Genomic DNA, 16,210 nt, shown 5'->3' with positions numbered 1-16,210 from the left:
GCGCCGAGCCATGCAGAAGCGCCTGCGCAATCGTGACGTCGTGTTTCGTGCGGATCGGAGGCCGCGCCAGGCTCGAGGAGCCGGCGCGCTAACGGCCGGTGGAGCGCCGGTTCATCTCCTCCAAAAGCTCTCGCATTGCGTCGAACTGCGTGCCAAAACCCTTCCAGTCGCCGGATTTCAATCGCTCCACCGCCTGATTGTAACGATCGAGCGCCTCCCGTGCCTGACTCTCCGACGGGCGTGTGACAGGCATTTCCTCCTTCGTGCTCGAGACCGGTTGTACCGCGCCAGGCTCGGTGAACAGGGCTGACAAGGCTTCGTCGAGCGTCTCCTTCATCACCACGTGTTCACCGTAGGCTGCGATCACGCGTTTCAGCTCCGGCAGGTGTCCGTGCTCCGCTCGCAAATAGAGTGGCGTGACATAGAGGATCGAGTTCTCAATCGGGATCACAAGCAGGTTCGCACCGCGAATCACCCGCGAGCCCATCTGATTCCAGAGCGTGATCTGTTGCGATATCTCGGTGCTCTGATTGATCCGCGCCTCGATCTGGAACGGCCCGTAGACGAGCTTCTCCTTGGGAAACTCGTAGACAATCAGCTTGCCGTAGCCGGGCTCGTCGCAGCGTGCGGCCAGCCACGCGATCATGTTGTCGCGGCGGCTGGGCACCATGGGAAGCATGAGGAAGAACTCGGCCTGCGGCTCACCGGGCAGCCGCATGATGATGTAATATGGGGCCATCGTTGCAACGCCGCCGCCGCCCGGCTGGCGCGGAAACTGCCAGAGATCCTCGCGGTTATAGAAAACGTCGGCGGCCTCCATGTGATAGCTCTGATAGAGCTGCGCCTGAATCAGGAACAGGTCCTCCGGATAGCGAATGTGCCTCTGCAGATCGGCCGGCATGACCGAGAATGGCTTGAACAAGTCCGGAAAGATCCGCCGCCAGGTCGCGGCGATGGGATCGCCGGTGTCCATCAGATAGAAGTCGACGGTTCCGTTATAGGCATCGACGGTGACCTTCACCGAATTGCGGATGTAGTTGAGATCCTGGTCTTGCGCCGGCTGCGCGGAGGGGAAGTAGGAACTCACCGTGTAGGCGTCCTGCATCCAGAACATCCGCCCGTTGCTGATGACCAGATATGGATCGTGATCGAGCCTGAGGAACGGAGCGATCGTTTGCACCCTTTCCCCGATATTGCGGCGGATCATGATCCGGCTGTCGGCCGTGACGTAGCTCGAGAGCACCAGGTTCGGGTCGTTGAAGTAGTAAGCGAACAGGCCTCTCCACACCATCGCTCCTATCGGAACGCCGCCGGTACCGTCATAGGCCGCGTAAACATTGTCCTTTCCCTTCGGATAGTCGAACTCCGGCGTGCTCCCCTTGACGATGACGTAGTCGTCGCTTCGTTCGCCGTAGTAGATGCGCGGCTCGTGGATCTTCGGGCCCCCATCCGCAACCGGAGGGATATCCCGCAAATAGAGTAGCGGCAGTCCCTCGGTGCTCTTGCGCGTGACCGGGCTCATCACCGCGCCATTGCCGTGAGTGAACAGCACGTGGCGGTTGACCCATGTCTGGGCATTCGGCGGCAGCAGGGAGGCCCCCAGTTCGCGGGCCGAGATCATGACGCTTTGGTAGGCGCCATCGAGCCAATAGCGATCAACGTCAAGGTGGTGGAATTTGTAGTAGGTGCGGATCTCCTGGAGTTGCGCGTAGGTGTCCGACAAGGGCTGCCAGTCCCACAGCCTGATATTGTCGATTGTCGCCTTGTTGGCGTCGAGCGTCTTGAAGCTAAGCTTCTGTTCGGCAGCAAACGGCTTGGCTGCGATCCGATCGAGATTGTATGCCTGCCGGGTGAGCGCGATGTTGCGTTCGATATAGGGCCTTTCCAGCTCCAATTCGCTTGGCTTGACGAAGAACTGCCGGAACAACACGGGAACCACGCCGGACAGCACGAAAGACCCGATCACGACAAGCAGGAACGCGGCGGCAGGAAGCCGGTAGGTGCGCACCTGCAGGTTTGCCCACGCGGCGAGAGCCGCGATGATCGAAAGTCCGATCATCAGCCACAAGGCCGGCAGCCCCACTTGGACATCGGTGTAACTTGCACCGACGACCACGCCGTTATCGCCGTAGAGCAGCAGATAGCGATCGAGAAAATAGGACCAGGCCTTCACCGCAAAGAGCAGACCGAGCAGCGCCGAGCCGTGGGCAATCACCGTCGGCGACATTGATCGGCGATGAATGTCGTATTCGATATCGCCGTGCACCCAGTAGATCGCTGCGGCGAAAAGCGCGCTCAGAACGAGCGCGAGCATCATCCAGTTCTTGATGAGGACATAGGCGGGCAGTGAAAAGAGATAGAACCCGATGTCCTTGTTGTAGAGCGGATCGTCTGCACCGTATGGCAGCTGATAGACAAACCGCAGGAAGACGCCCCAATTGCCGACTTCGGCCGATGCGACAAGCAGAGCCAGCAAAGCTGCGCCCCCTGCGATCAACCGGGGCCACGGCAACCGGTCGCGCACAAGGGCAAGCGGATCCGGCGGCGCGTTGCCCGCAGCGCCCCACACCGAAGCGACGACTAGCTGTGTCGACCGCCGCCGGGCAAAGCGCAGTGCGAGCCATCCGTTCAAACAAAGGATGACGGCGGTTCCCGTCCAGACCGCAAGAAAGACGACGGCTTTGGCGCCGATTGTCGTCCAAAAAACCTGCAGATAGCCGATCGAGGAAAACCACAGCCAGTCGACCAGGAAGTCGCTCGCGAGCCAGAGCGGGATCAGGCAAATCCCAATGACAGTGGCCGCAACAATGAGCCCGACCACGGCATTCTGCCTTGGTACCTTCCGTTCGGGTCCGGTAATCCCGATCGTCATGGTTTGATCATAGCGGAAATGAGGGACGCCCGCCCCTCGATTTCGCGGTCGGGCGGCGCTCGCCTACTCTACCGCCGACAGCACTCGTATCCCGACGATCCCGGGTCTATAATCAGGTAGCCATCTGTCCTATGCCGATGGTCTGCAGGGAAGACCTCACGATGGATGGTTTGCATTTTGCTCCGGAGGTGATGTCATGGCCATTGCTCCCACGCTCCAGAAATACCTAGCCGCTGAGAACATCCAGTACGAGGTGATCCCGCACGAACTCAGCATGACGTCCGCTCGAACCGCCGAGGCATGCCATATCTCGGGCGACCGCCTCGCCAAGGGCATCGTGCTGCGGCGCAACGGCGGATACATGCTGGCCATCTTGCCCGCATCGCATCACCTCCGCCTGTCGGACCTGAGGACAAGCCTCGGCGACAATGTCCACATGGCCGATGAAACCGAGATCAATCGGCTGTTCAGCGACTGTGCACACGGCGCAGTTCCTGCCGTCGGCAAATGCTACGGATTGGACATCATCGTCGACGACAGCATCGAGGCGCAGCCGGACATCTATATGGAAGCCGGCGATCATGAGACGCTGCTTCATATGGGTCACGCGCAGTTTGCGCGCCTGACGGCCAATGCACCGCACGGGCGCTTCAGCGCGCATGACTGAGGATCTTGTACACCGCCCATCGCCCTTGCGATCCTGGGCGGGAACTCTGGCCGCGAGGTTGCCGTCATACTGTTCAGCAGGGTGGCGGCGAGAGCGTCTGCATTTGTCTGGTCTGGTTCGCAACATGGGGGGCGTCGCTGCGTTGCATCAACGCAATTGAAACCCACCAACGGAGGCTCGCCATGAAAGTCAAAGACGTGATGCACAAGGGTGTCGACTGGGTCAGCCCCGACACCCCAATTACCGAGCTTGCCAAACTGATGCGGGCGCATGACATCGGCTGCATTCCGATTGGCGAGGACGACAAGCTGGTCGGAATGGTGACCGACCGCGATATCGTCTGCAAAGGGCTCGCGAGCCACAGCTTCGATGCCGGCCGCGCGAAGGCGCGCGACGTGATGACCGAGGGCATCCATTGCTGCCGCGAGGACGATGACCTCGCCAAGGCGATGCATCATATGGAGAAGCTGCAGGTCCGCAGGCTGCCGGTGATCAACAAGAGCAAGCGGATGGTCGGCATCATCAGCCTGGGTGACGTCAGCCATTCCACGTCGGGTGATATGCTCACCGAGACCGTCCGGAGCATTTCGGCGCATCACTGAACTTGCGGCCAGGACTTACGGCCAGGGCTCCTGTCGCGATCGCCGCTCGAACAGGCATTGAGGGAGCCCGAGCCATGCGCTCGTCATGCCCCATCGCGCGGCGCGGAAGCGACGGCGCGAGGTGGGTCATTTTGCGCCTACGCGATCAAACGTTGCACCAATTCCGACTCACTCGAGTACGTCAGGAGCGCCTCGTGAGTCGCCCGGGTAATCCCAACATAGGTCAGCCGGACACACTCCTCGACGGTCTCGCCGTGGCGGCCGAGCAAGCCCAAGCCGGCAATAGCGACGCAGGGAAACTCCAGCCCTTTCGCGGTGTGCATGCTCAAGAACCGCACGGCCACCCGCTTGATCGAAACTCTGTTGCGATTGTCCTTGGCCATATCGATCGGCACGTCATGCCTGGCGAGTATTTGCTCGACCCGCCCGCCGATCCAGTGCTCGGGGTAGAGACACGCCATCTGCGACCACTCGTACCCGGCCTTTTTCCTATCGAGAAACCACTCGGCGACGCAGTGAGCCTCTGCGTCGATGCTCACGCATCGCCGCACGGCCGGCTCCACGCCCTGCCGGCCCGCATCTTCGGGCAACAGGATGGCGTGCTCATCGTCGGCCGTGATGCCCGGAGCGCCAATGACGTCTGCAGCGAAGCGTTTCGCGAAAGCAACGATTTGCGCAGTGTTGCGGTAGTTGACTTTCAATACGCTCGTTCTGCCCTTGGCCTCAATTCCGAGCTGGCTCCATACCGGGCGTTCACGCCCCTTGTAGATGGCCTGGATGTCGTCGTAGACGACCATCAGCGCCTTCGTGCGCGGGTTCACCATCTTGGCCGCGAGCGCGAGCCATTGCGGCTCGAAGTCGTGTGCCTCGTCGATCAGGACAGCGTCGTACTGCTCCGTCGGGATATGGCCTTGATCTACCGCCTTCATGACCTCTGAAACGCTCGCAGCCAGTCGCTTTGCGTAGTCCGGATACTCCCGCTCGGATGGGGCGGGGACCCCATAAGTCCGCAGCATCCGGTAACACCAGGAATGAAAGGTGAGGACCTGAACGCGGTTCTCCACGCCCCTGCTTTGCATGGCATCCTCAAGCCGCCCGGCGATGCCATTGGCGTAACACAGGATGAGCACCGGCTTTGCCGCCGCACGCGCCAGATACTCGGCTCGAAAGGCAAGGATCAGGGTCTTGCCCGATCCGGCGACGCCGCGAATAATTCGATGCCCCTCTCCCAGACTGCGCGCGAACTGCTCCTGATGCAGGTCCATGACCGCAAGCGTCCGGTCCGAAGGATCGGCCGCAGGCGCTTCGTCCAGAGGCAGCGCAATCTGTCGTATGCGGATTTCCGGAAAGAGCAGCGCCCGCAGGCGGTCGAATTGCGGCATGGACAGCGGCTCTTCGGGACGCGGGTGAACCATGTTCCACAATCTGGTCCGGAATTCTTCGGGATCCGCTGTCTCCGTCATTTCATCCTTGAAAAGACACAGATGCCCGGCCAGCACCTCCTTGAGATTGGTCTGATCGAACTGCTTGCGCGTGATGTTCGTGAATACGGCCCCGAAGCCGAACGGAACAATGGATCGGCCGACAAAGCGATGACCAGGCGGAAACAACAATTGTCCATCGCGCTCCAGCGTGCGCACGACCTCGAGCGTGTACCTGCGAGCCTGCTCGAGGGGATTGCTCTCCCGTACGACACCGCGATTGGTCAGCAACTCGACCTTTGTCTTGTCGGCCGAAACAATCGTCTCCAGGCGCCAGTCTTTCACCTCGAGCACGAGCAGGCCGTTCGCGGGGTGAACGATGATAAAATCCGGATGCCGGTTGTGAGGGCCGACAGGGAGATTGTGCCAAACGACAGCGTTCTCTTCGAGGAAGTCCTTGAGTCGTTCCGCCAGTCGTAGCTCCCCACGACTGTCGAAGCGTGCGAAGCCGAGACTGGGGATCAGGATGGCCATGTTGCGACCGCGAGCGCCATTGCGGACCACCTTGTGGGCTACGTGTGTAGCAGAGCGGTCTCTCCAGGCTCACATGGTTGCCTAGAGTGTGCAGCTTTTCAATGGCTTAGGATTTGTCTGGCGCTCCCTAGGGGAATCGAACCCCTGTTTCAGCCTTGAGAGAGCAGAAACTCGGGCCCCGGCGAACGCCCGCGAACGTCTATAAACTCAATTGAATCAATTGCTTAGTTCGCTGACGTCTGCTACACTCCATCTCAATTCTCCACCGTTTGTTGGAGAAAAGTTGGAGAAGCAGGACGAGATTCCATGGCGCGCTCAGCCCGCAATTCCTCCCTCGAGACGCGGACCGCGCGCGCCAAGCTGCGCATTCGCCGCGCGCCGTACTTCGCGAAAATCGCGAAGGGACTGAGGCTCGGCTATTACCGCGGCGCGATCGCGGGCTCCTGGATCGCGCGTCTCTATCGCGGCGAGCGCAACTACGAGACCAAGGCGATCGGGATGGCCGATGATACAGTCGAGGCCGATGGCGTCCAGGTGTTCGACTACTGGCAGGCGCAGGAGCAGGCACGGCAATGGGGTGAGCGGCAGCGACTCATGGCCGCGGGCGGCGTGCGCAAGGGCTCCTACACGGTCGCCGATGCGGTCGCGGACTACCTCACCGAGATCCGAGCAGAGAAAAAGCCGGCGGCCGTAAAAGGCGCTGAGTATGTGTTGGACGCCTGGATCCGGCCGGAGCTCGGCGCCGTGCAGGTCGAAAAGCTCACCACCGACCGGCTGAACCGGTGGCGCAACAAGCTCGCAACGGAGCCCAAGCGCGTCCGAACCAAGCGCACGGCCGCCGAACAAGCCACCCGTCCAACGCCGGATGACGAGGATGCCCGACGCGCCCGCAAGGCGACCGCCAATCGCATCTTGACCGTGCTGAAGGCGGTGCTCAACCGCGCCTTTCACGCCGACCGCGTCGCCTCCGACGCCGCCTGGCGCAAGGTCAAGCCGTTCAAGCGGGTCGACGAGGCCGTCGTGCGCTACCTCAGCGTGGCCGAGGCGCGGCGGCTGGTCCAAGCCTGCGCCGAGGATTTTCGGAAGCTCGTTCAGGCAGCGCTCCTGACCGGCTGCCGCTACGCGGAGTTGACCCGGCTGAAGTGCGGGGATTTCAACGCGGACAGCGGCACGCTGGCGATCCGTTTGAGCAAGGGCAAGGTGCGCCATGTGGTGCTGACGGAGGAGGCCCAAGACGCCTTTGAAGGCTGGACAGCCGACCGGCCGTCATCCGATTTGGTGTTCCGGCGCGCCGATGGGGATGCCTGGGGGACCTCGCATCAGAAACGTCCCCTTGAGGAGGCTAGCAAGCGGGCCGGCATTGCTCCTGCGGTTACCTTCCACATCCTGCGGCATACCCACGGATCGCACCTCGCCATGAAAGGCGTGCCGATGGGCGTCATCGCCAGCCAGCTCGGCCATGCCGACACGCGGATGACCGAAAAACACTATGCTCACCTGGCACCCAGTTACGTTGCACAGACCATCCGGGCGAATTTTCCCGTGCTTGGCCTTGCAACAAACGAAGTCGTAATTCCGCTCCGACGGCGTTCATCGGAAGGACGAGCCTAAGATCAGGCGATACACTCGTGGACAGCAACCGACCAAAGACGTCGAAGGGCACCCCACCGACCAATAAGGCCGACGAGCCTCTTGACGCCTGGAACGAGTTAGGCCGGAAAGAGCTCAACGACTGGCGGGCAAAGCCGCGATTGCACACAGCTGTTTTCGAGAAGTACCTTACCAAGGATCTAACGACTGATCCGCCTGACGAGGCCTTCCCGTCGCCGGAGGTCAAGGAAGCATTTTATCGACAGCGCAGAGAGCTGATCGATGAGATAGAAGCGGTAAGAAAGGAAATGGGCTGGGACGAAGGTCGTCTCCTCGAATTTTCGCAAACAGTGGTTGAATTTCGAAAACAACCGACCATCGCGAAGTATTTGAAGGTCAGAAAGAAATTTCCCGACCTTGATATTCAGGTCGGGATGTCGGGTGGAATCGACCCGCTCTTTGCTATCCAAGAAAAATGCGAAAAATACAAGATCGACCCGCTTTTGGTGGCAGGCGCAATGGACGGGTTTGAACCAGGTATCGACGCCCTATCTCTGGTTCTAATGGATCGGATCGTTTCGCGAGATAAGATTGCTGGGCCGGGCTCAGCTCAACGGAGACGTGACGCAATCTCAAAAACTATGGTCGATTTCTTGATTTCGGCCATGATCGAAGGCATCGAATGGAGTGGTGATGCGGTTCGACTGCCGGCCTCCTTGATCCTCCTGATCAGGCATCAGCTCGGTGCTCTCAAAGGTGACCTGCATCAAGAAGCGCAATCCTACGAAACAAAGGCGAGTCTCGCGTTCACAGCCGCCCAACATGCATCCTCAGACGAAATTCCGAGCATCAACGATCTCCTGAGTTTCGTTGACCCGGAGGCGCCGATTTCGCGGGCCACCATTGCTCGCTGGCGCAAGGACAAACAGTTCAACAAGCTCTTCCTGGGCTTCAGGAAGAGCAAAAGGGCAGATTGGCCGGAGTCTCACCAAAATAAATTGGTGAGATAGGATTTCCGCCTCCGCGAATTTGAGAGCGCATGAAGGCATCGGCGGCGCCGAGAACGGCTACCGTTCTTTCACCGCCTGTACCGGGCTGACCACACAAGCTTCACTCCACCGCCGGGCCGTTGGAGAAAAGTTGGAGATGAGATGAGCACGAGGTCGGAAATTATCGTCAAGTTATTGAAATCGCTGGCGCTCCCTAGGGGAATCGAACCCCTGTTTCAGCCTTGAGAGGGCCGCGTCCTAACCGCTAGACGAAGGGAGCGTGAGGCGTACGACATAGCCGCGAATTTTGCCGGCGGCAAGGTGTGATTGGGGGTTTCAGATGGCCTCACCGACGTCGTCCTGGCGAAAGCCAGGACCCATTATCCCAAATGGTGATGGTTAAGGCACCTCGGAGCCACGATCTCGTTCACGCAACCGGACTCGGTGATTATGGGTCCTGGCTTTCGCCAGGACGACGATGGAGGGGTGTTCCGGGCCCTCTCACGGCTCATTGGCGAATTTCAGCTTCCCGGCCGGCCTCAACGTGTGGGCATCAAAAGTACGGATCTCGGTGACCCCGCCCACATCGAGTGTGACCACGAGGCGGTCGCCGGCGACCCCGGTCGCGACGATTTTGGCGCCCTTGGGCAGGGTGGCGGTGACGTCGCCGGCCGCTTCGACCGCCCTTCCCTCCGACTTGAAAAGGCGGTAGCCCACCGCGATCAGAACGGCGCAGATCGCCAGCGCCGTGGTCAACCCCGCGATCAGCATCATCCGCCGCACCCGCGCGAACAGCGCGGCCTGCTCGGGGGTCGGTTCGGGAACAGCGGTATCAGACGTCGTCATGGAAAGTTTTGGCTCTGCGCAAAGGTTGGAAGTTGTCGTCGCCGGCGACGAGGGCTCGCCCCGGCTCGACCGCGTGCTGGCGGCGCACCTCACCGACCTGTCGCGATCGCGGCTGAAAGCCCTGATTTTGGCGGGCGCGGTGAGCCTGAAGGCTTCCGCTATCCGCGACCCCGCTTATCACGTCGTCTCCGGCGATACGATCATAATCGACGTGCCAGAGGCGGCGCCCGCCGAGCCGAAGGGCGAGGAGATCGCCCTCGATATCGTGTTCGAGGACGACGACATCATCGTCATCAACAAGCCCAAGGGGCTGGTCGTCCACCCCGCGGCCGGCCACGAGACCGGCACGCTGGTCAACGCGCTGATCGCCCATTGCGGCGCTTCGCTGTCGGGCATCGGCGGGGTGCGCCGGCCCGGCATCGTGCACCGGCTGGACAAGGACACCACAGGGCTGATGGTGGTCGCCAAGAACGACCTCGCCCACGCCTCGCTGTCCGCACAATTCGCCGATCACGGCCGCACCGGCGAGATGCGGCGCGGCTACATGGCCTTCGCCTGGGGGGTGCCGAACCGGCACCGCGGCACCGTCGATGCGCCGATCGACCGTCATCCGCATGCCCGCGAGAAGATGGCGGTGCGCCAGGGCGGCCGCGAGGCGGTGACGCATTGGGAGATCCTGGAGAGCTTTGCCGGCCGAGACGGCAAGCCGGTGGCCGCCCTGCTCGGCTGCGAGCTCGAGACCGGCCGCACCCATCAGATCCGCGTTCACCTCGCCCATATCGGCCACCCCCTGATGGGCGATGCGGTCTACGGTCCGCATTTCAAGACCAAGGCGAACCAGCTCGGGCCGGAATCGCAGGGGGCGCTAGCCGCGCTCGGCCGGCAAGCCCTGCATGCCTATCTGCTGGTATTGGAGCACCCGAGGACGGGAGAATTACTCCACTGGGAGGCGCCTCTGCCGGAGGATTTGCTTCTCCTGGAGGACGCCCTCAAAGCGGCGCTATGACGCAGGCCGTTTAGGAAATCCGTTACATTACAAAAAGTTATAGCTGCCACACGGGGACGTGACGTCAGCAATCCTTCCCTTTTCGACCCCCGATGGGGTATATTGCGCCTGCGTTGGAAATGACCAGCGCGGAACATCGCAGCCCGGCCGGCTTTGACACAGCGGTCGTCTGCCTGGCCCGCCGCTATCGGGGGCCTGAACCTTTGGAGGGCGCACTATGGCCCGTACCGCTGCTTTGCCGGTCCTCAATGGAGAATCCGGCTTATCTCGCTACCTCGCCGAGATCCGCAAGTTCCCGATGCTGGAACCCCAGCAGGAATACATGCTCGCCAAGCGTTGGCGCGAGCATGACGATCGCGACGCGGCGCACCAACTCGTCACCAGTCACCTCCGCCTCGTGGCCAAGATTGCTATGGGCTATCGCGGCTACGGCCTGCCGATCTCCGAGGTCGTCTCGGAAGGCAATGTCGGCCTGATGCAGGCGGTGAAGCGTTTCGAACCCGAGAAGGGGTTCCGTCTCGCCACCTACGCCATGTGGTGGATCAAGGCGTCGATTCAAGAGTACATCCTGCGTTCCTGGTCGCTCGTGAAGATGGGCACCACCGCGAACCAGAAGAAGCTGTTCTTCAACCTGCGCAAGGCGAAGAGCAAGATCAACGCGCTGGACGAAGGCGATCTCCGCCCCGACCAGGTCGCGACCATTGCCAAGCGCCTCGGCGTGACGGACCAGGACGTGATCGACATGAACCGCCGCCTCGGTGGCGACGCGTCGCTCAACGCCCCGATCCGCGACGACGGCGAAGCCGGCGAATGGCAGGACTGGCTGGTCGACAACACGCCCAACCAGGAAGCCCTGATGGCGGAGCACGAGGAGTATGATCACCGCCGTGACGCGCTGAACGGCGCCATGGGTGTGCTCAACCCGCGCGAACGCCGCATCTTCGAGGCCCGCCGCCTCGCCGATGAGCCGATGACGCTGGAAGACCTTGCCGCCGAGTTCGGCGTGTCGCGCGAGCGCGTCCGCCAGATCGAGGTCCGCGCCTTCGAGAAGGTGCAGTCCGCGGTCAAGGGCACGATCGCAAGGCAGGAACAGGCCGCGCTGGAAGCCGCGCATTAAGCGCGAGGCTTGCGCGACAAGAGATTGGCGGATCGAAAGTCAGAAAGCCGGCGGCAACGCCGGCTTTTTTGTTGAGGTGTGAGCTGCGGCATGTTTTCCGCGGAGATGCCGGCGGGGCTTCTTGAACGCCTGTGTCGGGTCGCCCGACACATGATTGTCGGCCACATCCAGAGAACGGACACGCGCCGTGTCGATCATCCTGCAATCCACCGTCGGCGGCTTTTCCGCCCAGTTCATGCGCAAGTTGCCGCAGGTCGAGCAGGCGATGCGCGAGCACGGGCTGGAGCCGTCCGAGTTCGTGATCTCCAAGGACTATGCCTCGACCGCGACAGTGCCGTTCGTCGGACCGTTCTTCTACGATTACAGCGTGTTCTTCGGCGACGACAAATTCACCGTCACCGAGCCGAACGACATGGTGTTCCTGGACTATTTCTTCAAACGCGTGCTCGCTGCCGACGGGCCACCGGAAGTGCCGCAGCGGCCTGGCTTGATCCAGCGGCTGTTCAGCTGGATGGCGCAGCCGGTGTGATCACCCGGTGTCATTCCGGGGCGCGCGCAGCGCGAGCCCGGAATCCATTCATCCACCAACTCTGACGCAGGATGGATTCCGGGTTCGCGCCGAGAGGCGCGCCCCGGAAGGACGAGACCTACTCCCCCCACACCCTCGCCAGCGTCGCGAGCCAGCAGCCTTCGCAATAGCGCGCGTCCTTGTAGTCGATCCAGTTGTGCGCATAGACGCGGTCGAGCGGGATGTCGTAGCGCGCGCGCAGCACCTTGACGAGGATCCTCCACGCCGCGACCTGCGCCTCTGTCGGTCCCGTCGCGACATCCGGATAGTTGCCGGCGAACTCGACGCCGATCGAATTGTCGCGCAGGACCTGGCGATAGGTCGGCTTGTTGTCGATGTACTTGCTGTCGTTGCGGTTGGCGCCGTCACCGTGGGTCGGCACCAGGTTCTCGGCGACGGCCCAATAGACCGTGCCGTCGGTCTCCACCCACACCGTGACGCCGCGGCGCGTCGGGTTCTTCGCCTGCTCCGCGGCGCCGCCGCGCGCCGAGCCCGCCGGCCCCTCGGTCTGGTGCACGATGATGTTGCGCCACGGATGGGCGCTGCGGACATCGCCCCACGGCGCGAGCCAGATCACCTTCAGGCCGGGAATGTCGGGCATGCCGGAGGCGCGCGCGATCCTCGTGAGCTCGGCGTCGGTTGCGGCGGCTGGCGTGATCAGAAAAGCGGCGAGAAGGGCCGCGAGCAGGCGAGACATCATCATGCGGATCCAGTAACGGACCCAATCGTAGCAGGCTTTAAGCGAATGTGCGCTTGCTCTCGGCCGGCCCGATCGGCTCCGGCGCGAGCGGCGGGGCCGGATCGTAGACCGCAAAATCGTTCTTGCCGTTCTTCTTGGCGGCATAGAGGGCGTGGTCGGCATGCGCGATGAGGCGGTCCGGGAATTGGCCGATGCCGCGGTCCCACTCGGCGACGCCGATCGAGATCGTGATCGGGATCTCCTTGCCCGTGCAGGCGGCAGCATCCTGGCGGCAGACCTCGAGCACGCGGCGGGCGATCGCGGCCCCCTCGCGCAGGGACGACGACGGCAGCACGATGCAGAATTCGTCGCCGCCGGTGCGGGCGAGCATGTCGCCGGGCCGCAACCGCGTCTGCGCCATCAGGGTGAAGTGCCGCAGGCAATCGTCGCCCGCGGCGTGGCCGTAGGTATCGTTGATGGTCTTGAAGCCGTCGAGGTCGATCACCAGCAGCGAGAACGGCTCGCCGCTGCGCTCCGAACGAGCGCATTCCTCCGACAGGCGCTGCAGCAGGTGGCGCCGGTTGGCAACGCCAGTGAGATCGTCGAGCAGCGCAAGGTCGGCGACCTCGCCCCGCAGCCGGTCCATCGCCATCAGCAGGAAGCCGAAATTGAGCGTCATCGACAGGAACAAGAGCCCCAGCACCATGACGGCATGGTTCTGACCGCCCGCAACGGCCGAGAAATCATAGCCGAGCAGGTTGCCCACCGTCCGCACCAGCAGTAGCCCGATGATGCTGAGAATGACGATGCCGGACAGCCGCGCGCCCGGGCTGACGCGGCCCTCCGGCGGCGACAGCAGCAGATGCAGCGACAGCACCAGCGGCAGCCCCTGACCGATCGTGTAGCTGAGCATGCGCAGCTGCATGTGCTCGAAGCCGATCATGAAGAACACGACGCCGGCGAGGCTCAAGCCTTCCGTTCCGATCATGATGCGCCACGAGACCGGCCGGTCATAGAAGCGCTGAATGCCCATGGCGGCGAAGCAGCTCGCCGCCATGACGCCGGCAGCGCCGAGCAGAAGCGGCACGGGAGATGTGACGAACAGGCGGATCAGGGCCGTCATCGCGCCGGCCGCGCCGACGAAGGACGATGCCATCCAGAACCGCGCAGCCGCGAATTTCGGATAGGAGCGCGTCACGTAGCCCCAGATCAGGCCGAGCGCGAGGAAGTTGACGACGAAGACCGTCCAGAGTGTCGGTACGTTCAGCATGGCGGGCGCAGCGCGCACAGCGTCGCGTCCCCCATTCCTGGCAGCCGTGCGTCCATGACCCATCCCCGTCTTCTTGCGGGGAACAATGCGCGGGTTGCACTTAACGGAGTCTCACTGCGATCCTTCAAAGCGCGCCCTTGGTTTTGGATTCATGAACGGCGCGGCCGCGTTGTCGGATCGTTAGGCATGTCGCCGTCCTCCCGCGCGACGCGCTCGATGCGGATTCGCGGGCAAAAATCACCCGAAAATGCATCTGAGCTGTGGATAACGCGATGACACGGATGTGACAGCACGGGGCAGAGCCCTGCGAATCTGCTGAGTTTATGGTCGAGGATATTGCGAGGCTGGCCCTCCGCCGAGCATCCCTCGTGTCGCGTTCCACCATTAAACCCTAAGAGGATACTATGGCTAAGAAAGCGAAGAAGGCGGCGAAGAAGAAGGCGAAAAAGGCCAAGAAGGCGAAGAAGAAGTAACGAGGCTTCTTTTTCTTTGCCCGGGTGGAGCCTCGCTCCGCCCGGGCGTCGGGTGGAAGAGTTTGAAGGTAGCGGGCGCAAGGCCCGCTTTTTTATTGCCTGCTTTGCGACGAGTTCCGCTCTCTCACTCCCTCTCCCCGTTCTTACGGGGAGAGGGTGGGGTGAGGGGCTTCTCTCCACACCCGCGGCCGTCGTGAGACCTGTACCCCCTCACCCGGATCGCAAGAGCGATCCGACCTCTCCCCGCAGGCGGGGAGAGGTGAAGGAAGCAGCGGGGAGAGCTGAAGGAGAAGCCTACCTCTCCGCCAACGCCAGCTTGGCGCCGAGTGCGGCAAAGCCTGCGGCGAAGCTGCGGCGCAGCCAAGCCATCACGGCGGGGCGGGAGATGACGCGCTCGCGCACCGAGGCCGCACACAGGCCATAAACGGCGAACACCACGAAGGTCATCGCCATGAAGGCCCCGCTCAACTCGAGCATCCGGGCGAGCACATGAGCCTCGTCTGCCGCGATGAACTGCGGCAGGAAGGCGAGGAAGAAGATCGACAGTTTTGGATTGAGGATGTTGATCAGGAAGCCGGTGACGACGACCCGGCCGCTCGACCGCGCGCGGATCTCGCCCTCGACCGCCAGCGCCCCGGTTTCGCGCAGCGCCTGCCAGGACATGTAGAGCAGATAGAGCACGCCGCCCCATTTCAGCGCGGCGAAGGCGAGCGCGCTGGTGTGGAGCACGGCGGCAAGCCCGAGCATCGCAGCACACATGTGCGGCACGATCCCGAGCGTGCAGCCGAAGGCGGCAGCGAGGCTGGCGCGCGAGCCGCGCGTCAATGCCGCCGCCAGCGTGTAGAGCACGCCGGTGCCGGGCGAGGCGACCACGATCAGCGAGGTGAGCAGGAAGGACCAGGACATGGGCCAACGCTATCACCCCGCCTCGCGGCAGGAAAGTCAGCCGGCGCGATCGTCCGTCAGGACATTTGCGCGATCTCGGCCTCGCGCAGCACGTCGAGCGGCGCCCACGGCTTGGCCCAGAATTTCGCGCCGTCCGGCAAGGGCTGCTTCAGGGGGCGACCGGAGGTGACGACGACGTCGAGCTTCGGATTGCGGTCCTTGGCGACATACGCAAGCTCGACGCCGTTCATGCGGCCCGCAAGCTGCACGTCGGTCAGCATCAGGCATAGCGCACCGGCGTTCTTCTCCAGCACGCGTTCGGCCGCCTCGGCGCTTTCGCACTGAATGACCTGGTAGCCGCTCTCTTCAAGCAGAAGGGACAACATCTCCCGCTGCATGGCGTCGTCTTCAACGATCAGCGCAGTTGCGCGAAATGGCTGTGCCTGTCCCATCGGCCGCTCCCAATGATCGATTGCCTAACGTATGTTAAAAGCCAAGTGCGGGTCCGGTTCGGTCTCATTTCAAAAAAATGTAAACCGCGGTTCCATGACCGGGGACTTTGCGGGGATTTCGTGACTGCGATTCGCGGCGCCGCGGCCCGCCACACCCACCGCCGTCGTCCTGGCGAAAGCCAGGACCCATAACCACCGAACTCAGTTTGGCGAAGACTGGCAGTTACTCAGCCAATGCA

General features: G+C 62.5%; 15 protein-coding genes and 1 tRNA gene. 7 read left to right on the top strand and 9 right to left on the bottom strand.

From position 1 onward, the window contains the following. Positions 1-88 precede the first annotated feature (88 nt). Entirely contained in the window at positions 89-2,872 is a 2,784-nt protein-coding gene (locus JQ592_RS20465; protein WP_211404591.1) for a UPF0182 family membrane protein, read from the bottom strand. A gap of 196 nt (positions 2,873-3,068) precedes the next feature. Here JQ592_RS20465 and JQ592_RS20460 point away from each other — a divergent pair, with 196 nt between their 5' ends. Together JQ592_RS20460 and JQ592_RS20455 are read left to right on the top strand one after the other, a co-directional pair. Further along, a complete protein-coding gene (locus tag JQ592_RS20460) occupies positions 3,069-3,539 on the top strand; it encodes an aminoacyl-tRNA deacylase (protein WP_211404590.1) in 471 nt (156 codons plus the stop codon). A gap of 182 nt (positions 3,540-3,721) precedes the next feature. Beyond that, positions 3,722-4,141, top strand: coding sequence for a CBS domain-containing protein (locus JQ592_RS20455; protein WP_211404589.1), 420 nt, complete (start codon positions 3,722-3,724; stop codon positions 4,139-4,141). 137 nt (positions 4,142-4,278) lie between these two features. Here JQ592_RS20455 and JQ592_RS20450 read toward each other — a convergent pair whose 3' ends face one another. Further along, positions 4,279-6,096 carry a DEAD/DEAH box helicase gene (locus JQ592_RS20450; RefSeq protein WP_211404588.1) on the bottom strand — a complete coding sequence of 606 codons (1,818 nt, stop codon included), beginning with the start codon at positions 6,094-6,096 and terminating at the stop codon, positions 4,279-4,281. A 306-nt stretch (positions 6,097-6,402) separates the two neighbouring features. Between JQ592_RS20450 and JQ592_RS20445 the strand changes: the two genes are divergently transcribed. Both JQ592_RS20445 and JQ592_RS20440 read left to right on the top strand, forming a co-directional pair. Continuing rightward, on the top strand, positions 6,403-7,707 hold the full coding sequence (locus JQ592_RS20445) for a tyrosine-type recombinase/integrase (protein ID WP_211404587.1): 1,305 nt from the start codon (positions 6,403-6,405) through the stop codon (positions 7,705-7,707). Between the two features lie 17 nt (positions 7,708-7,724). Further along, positions 7,725-8,696: a hypothetical protein gene (locus JQ592_RS20440; RefSeq protein WP_211404586.1), complete on the top strand. Its 972-nt coding sequence runs from the start codon at positions 7,725-7,727 to the stop codon at positions 8,694-8,696. 184 nt (positions 8,697-8,880) lie between these two features. Here the strand turns inward: JQ592_RS20440 and JQ592_RS20435 are convergent. Next, positions 8,881-8,955 (bottom strand) — tRNA-Glu (locus tag JQ592_RS20435). 221 nt (positions 8,956-9,176) lie between these two features. After that, positions 9,177-9,521: a hypothetical protein gene (locus tag JQ592_RS20430; RefSeq protein ID WP_211404585.1), complete on the bottom strand. Its 345-nt coding sequence runs from the start codon at positions 9,519-9,521 to the stop codon at positions 9,177-9,179. On the opposite strand from JQ592_RS20430, the gene JQ592_RS20425 reads away from it, so the two are divergent. After that, positions 9,520-10,527, top strand: coding sequence for an RluA family pseudouridine synthase (locus JQ592_RS20425; protein ID WP_211404584.1), 1,008 nt, complete (start codon positions 9,520-9,522; stop codon positions 10,525-10,527). The two genes, JQ592_RS20430 and JQ592_RS20425, sit on opposite strands and share 2 nt — an antisense overlap. A 217-nt stretch (positions 10,528-10,744) precedes the next feature. Beyond that, positions 10,745-11,644, top strand: a complete 900-nt coding sequence (gene rpoH, locus JQ592_RS20420; RefSeq protein ID WP_018643767.1) for an RNA polymerase sigma factor RpoH — start codon at positions 10,745-10,747, stop codon at positions 11,642-11,644. A gap of 39 nt (positions 11,645-11,683) precedes the next feature. Here the strand turns inward: rpoH and JQ592_RS20415 are convergent, their stop codons facing one another. Further along, positions 11,684-11,842: a hypothetical protein gene (locus JQ592_RS20415; protein ID WP_211404583.1), complete on the bottom strand. Its 159-nt coding sequence runs from the start codon at positions 11,840-11,842 to the stop codon at positions 11,684-11,686. Here JQ592_RS20415 and JQ592_RS20410 point away from each other — a divergent pair. Continuing rightward, positions 11,832-12,173, top strand: coding sequence for a hypothetical protein (locus JQ592_RS20410; protein WP_211404582.1), 342 nt, complete (start codon positions 11,832-11,834; stop codon positions 12,171-12,173). The two genes, JQ592_RS20415 and JQ592_RS20410, sit on opposite strands and share 11 nt — an antisense overlap. A gap of 118 nt (positions 12,174-12,291) precedes the next feature. Here JQ592_RS20410 and JQ592_RS20405 read toward each other — a convergent pair whose 3' ends face one another. The 4 genes from JQ592_RS20405 to JQ592_RS20390 all read right to left on the bottom strand — a co-directional run bounded on the left by JQ592_RS20405 (position 12,292) and on the right by JQ592_RS20390 (position 15,971). Beyond that, positions 12,292-12,915, bottom strand: a complete 624-nt coding sequence (locus tag JQ592_RS20405) for a peptidoglycan recognition protein family protein (RefSeq protein ID WP_211404581.1) — start codon at positions 12,913-12,915, stop codon at positions 12,292-12,294. A gap of 34 nt (positions 12,916-12,949) precedes the next feature. Continuing rightward, positions 12,950-14,161, bottom strand: a complete 1,212-nt coding sequence (locus JQ592_RS20400) for a GGDEF domain-containing protein (protein ID WP_211404669.1) — start codon at positions 14,159-14,161, stop codon at positions 12,950-12,952. Positions 14,162-14,928: 767 nt separating this feature from the next. After that, positions 14,929-15,540, bottom strand: coding sequence for a LysE family translocator (locus JQ592_RS20395; RefSeq protein WP_211404580.1), 612 nt, complete (start codon positions 15,538-15,540; stop codon positions 14,929-14,931). 56 nt (positions 15,541-15,596) lie between these two features. Then, entirely contained in the window at positions 15,597-15,971 is a 375-nt protein-coding gene (locus JQ592_RS20390) for a response regulator (protein ID WP_211404579.1), read from the bottom strand. Positions 15,972-16,210: the final 239 nt, after the last annotated feature.

Origin of the sequence: Bradyrhizobium iriomotense (assembly GCF_018129405.1) — a bacterium.
GTDB lineage: Bacteria > Pseudomonadota > Alphaproteobacteria > Rhizobiales > Xanthobacteraceae > Bradyrhizobium > Bradyrhizobium iriomotense_B.
The sequence above is the reverse complement of the archived record's forward strand: the minus strand, read 5'-3'. Positions and strand labels throughout refer to the sequence as shown.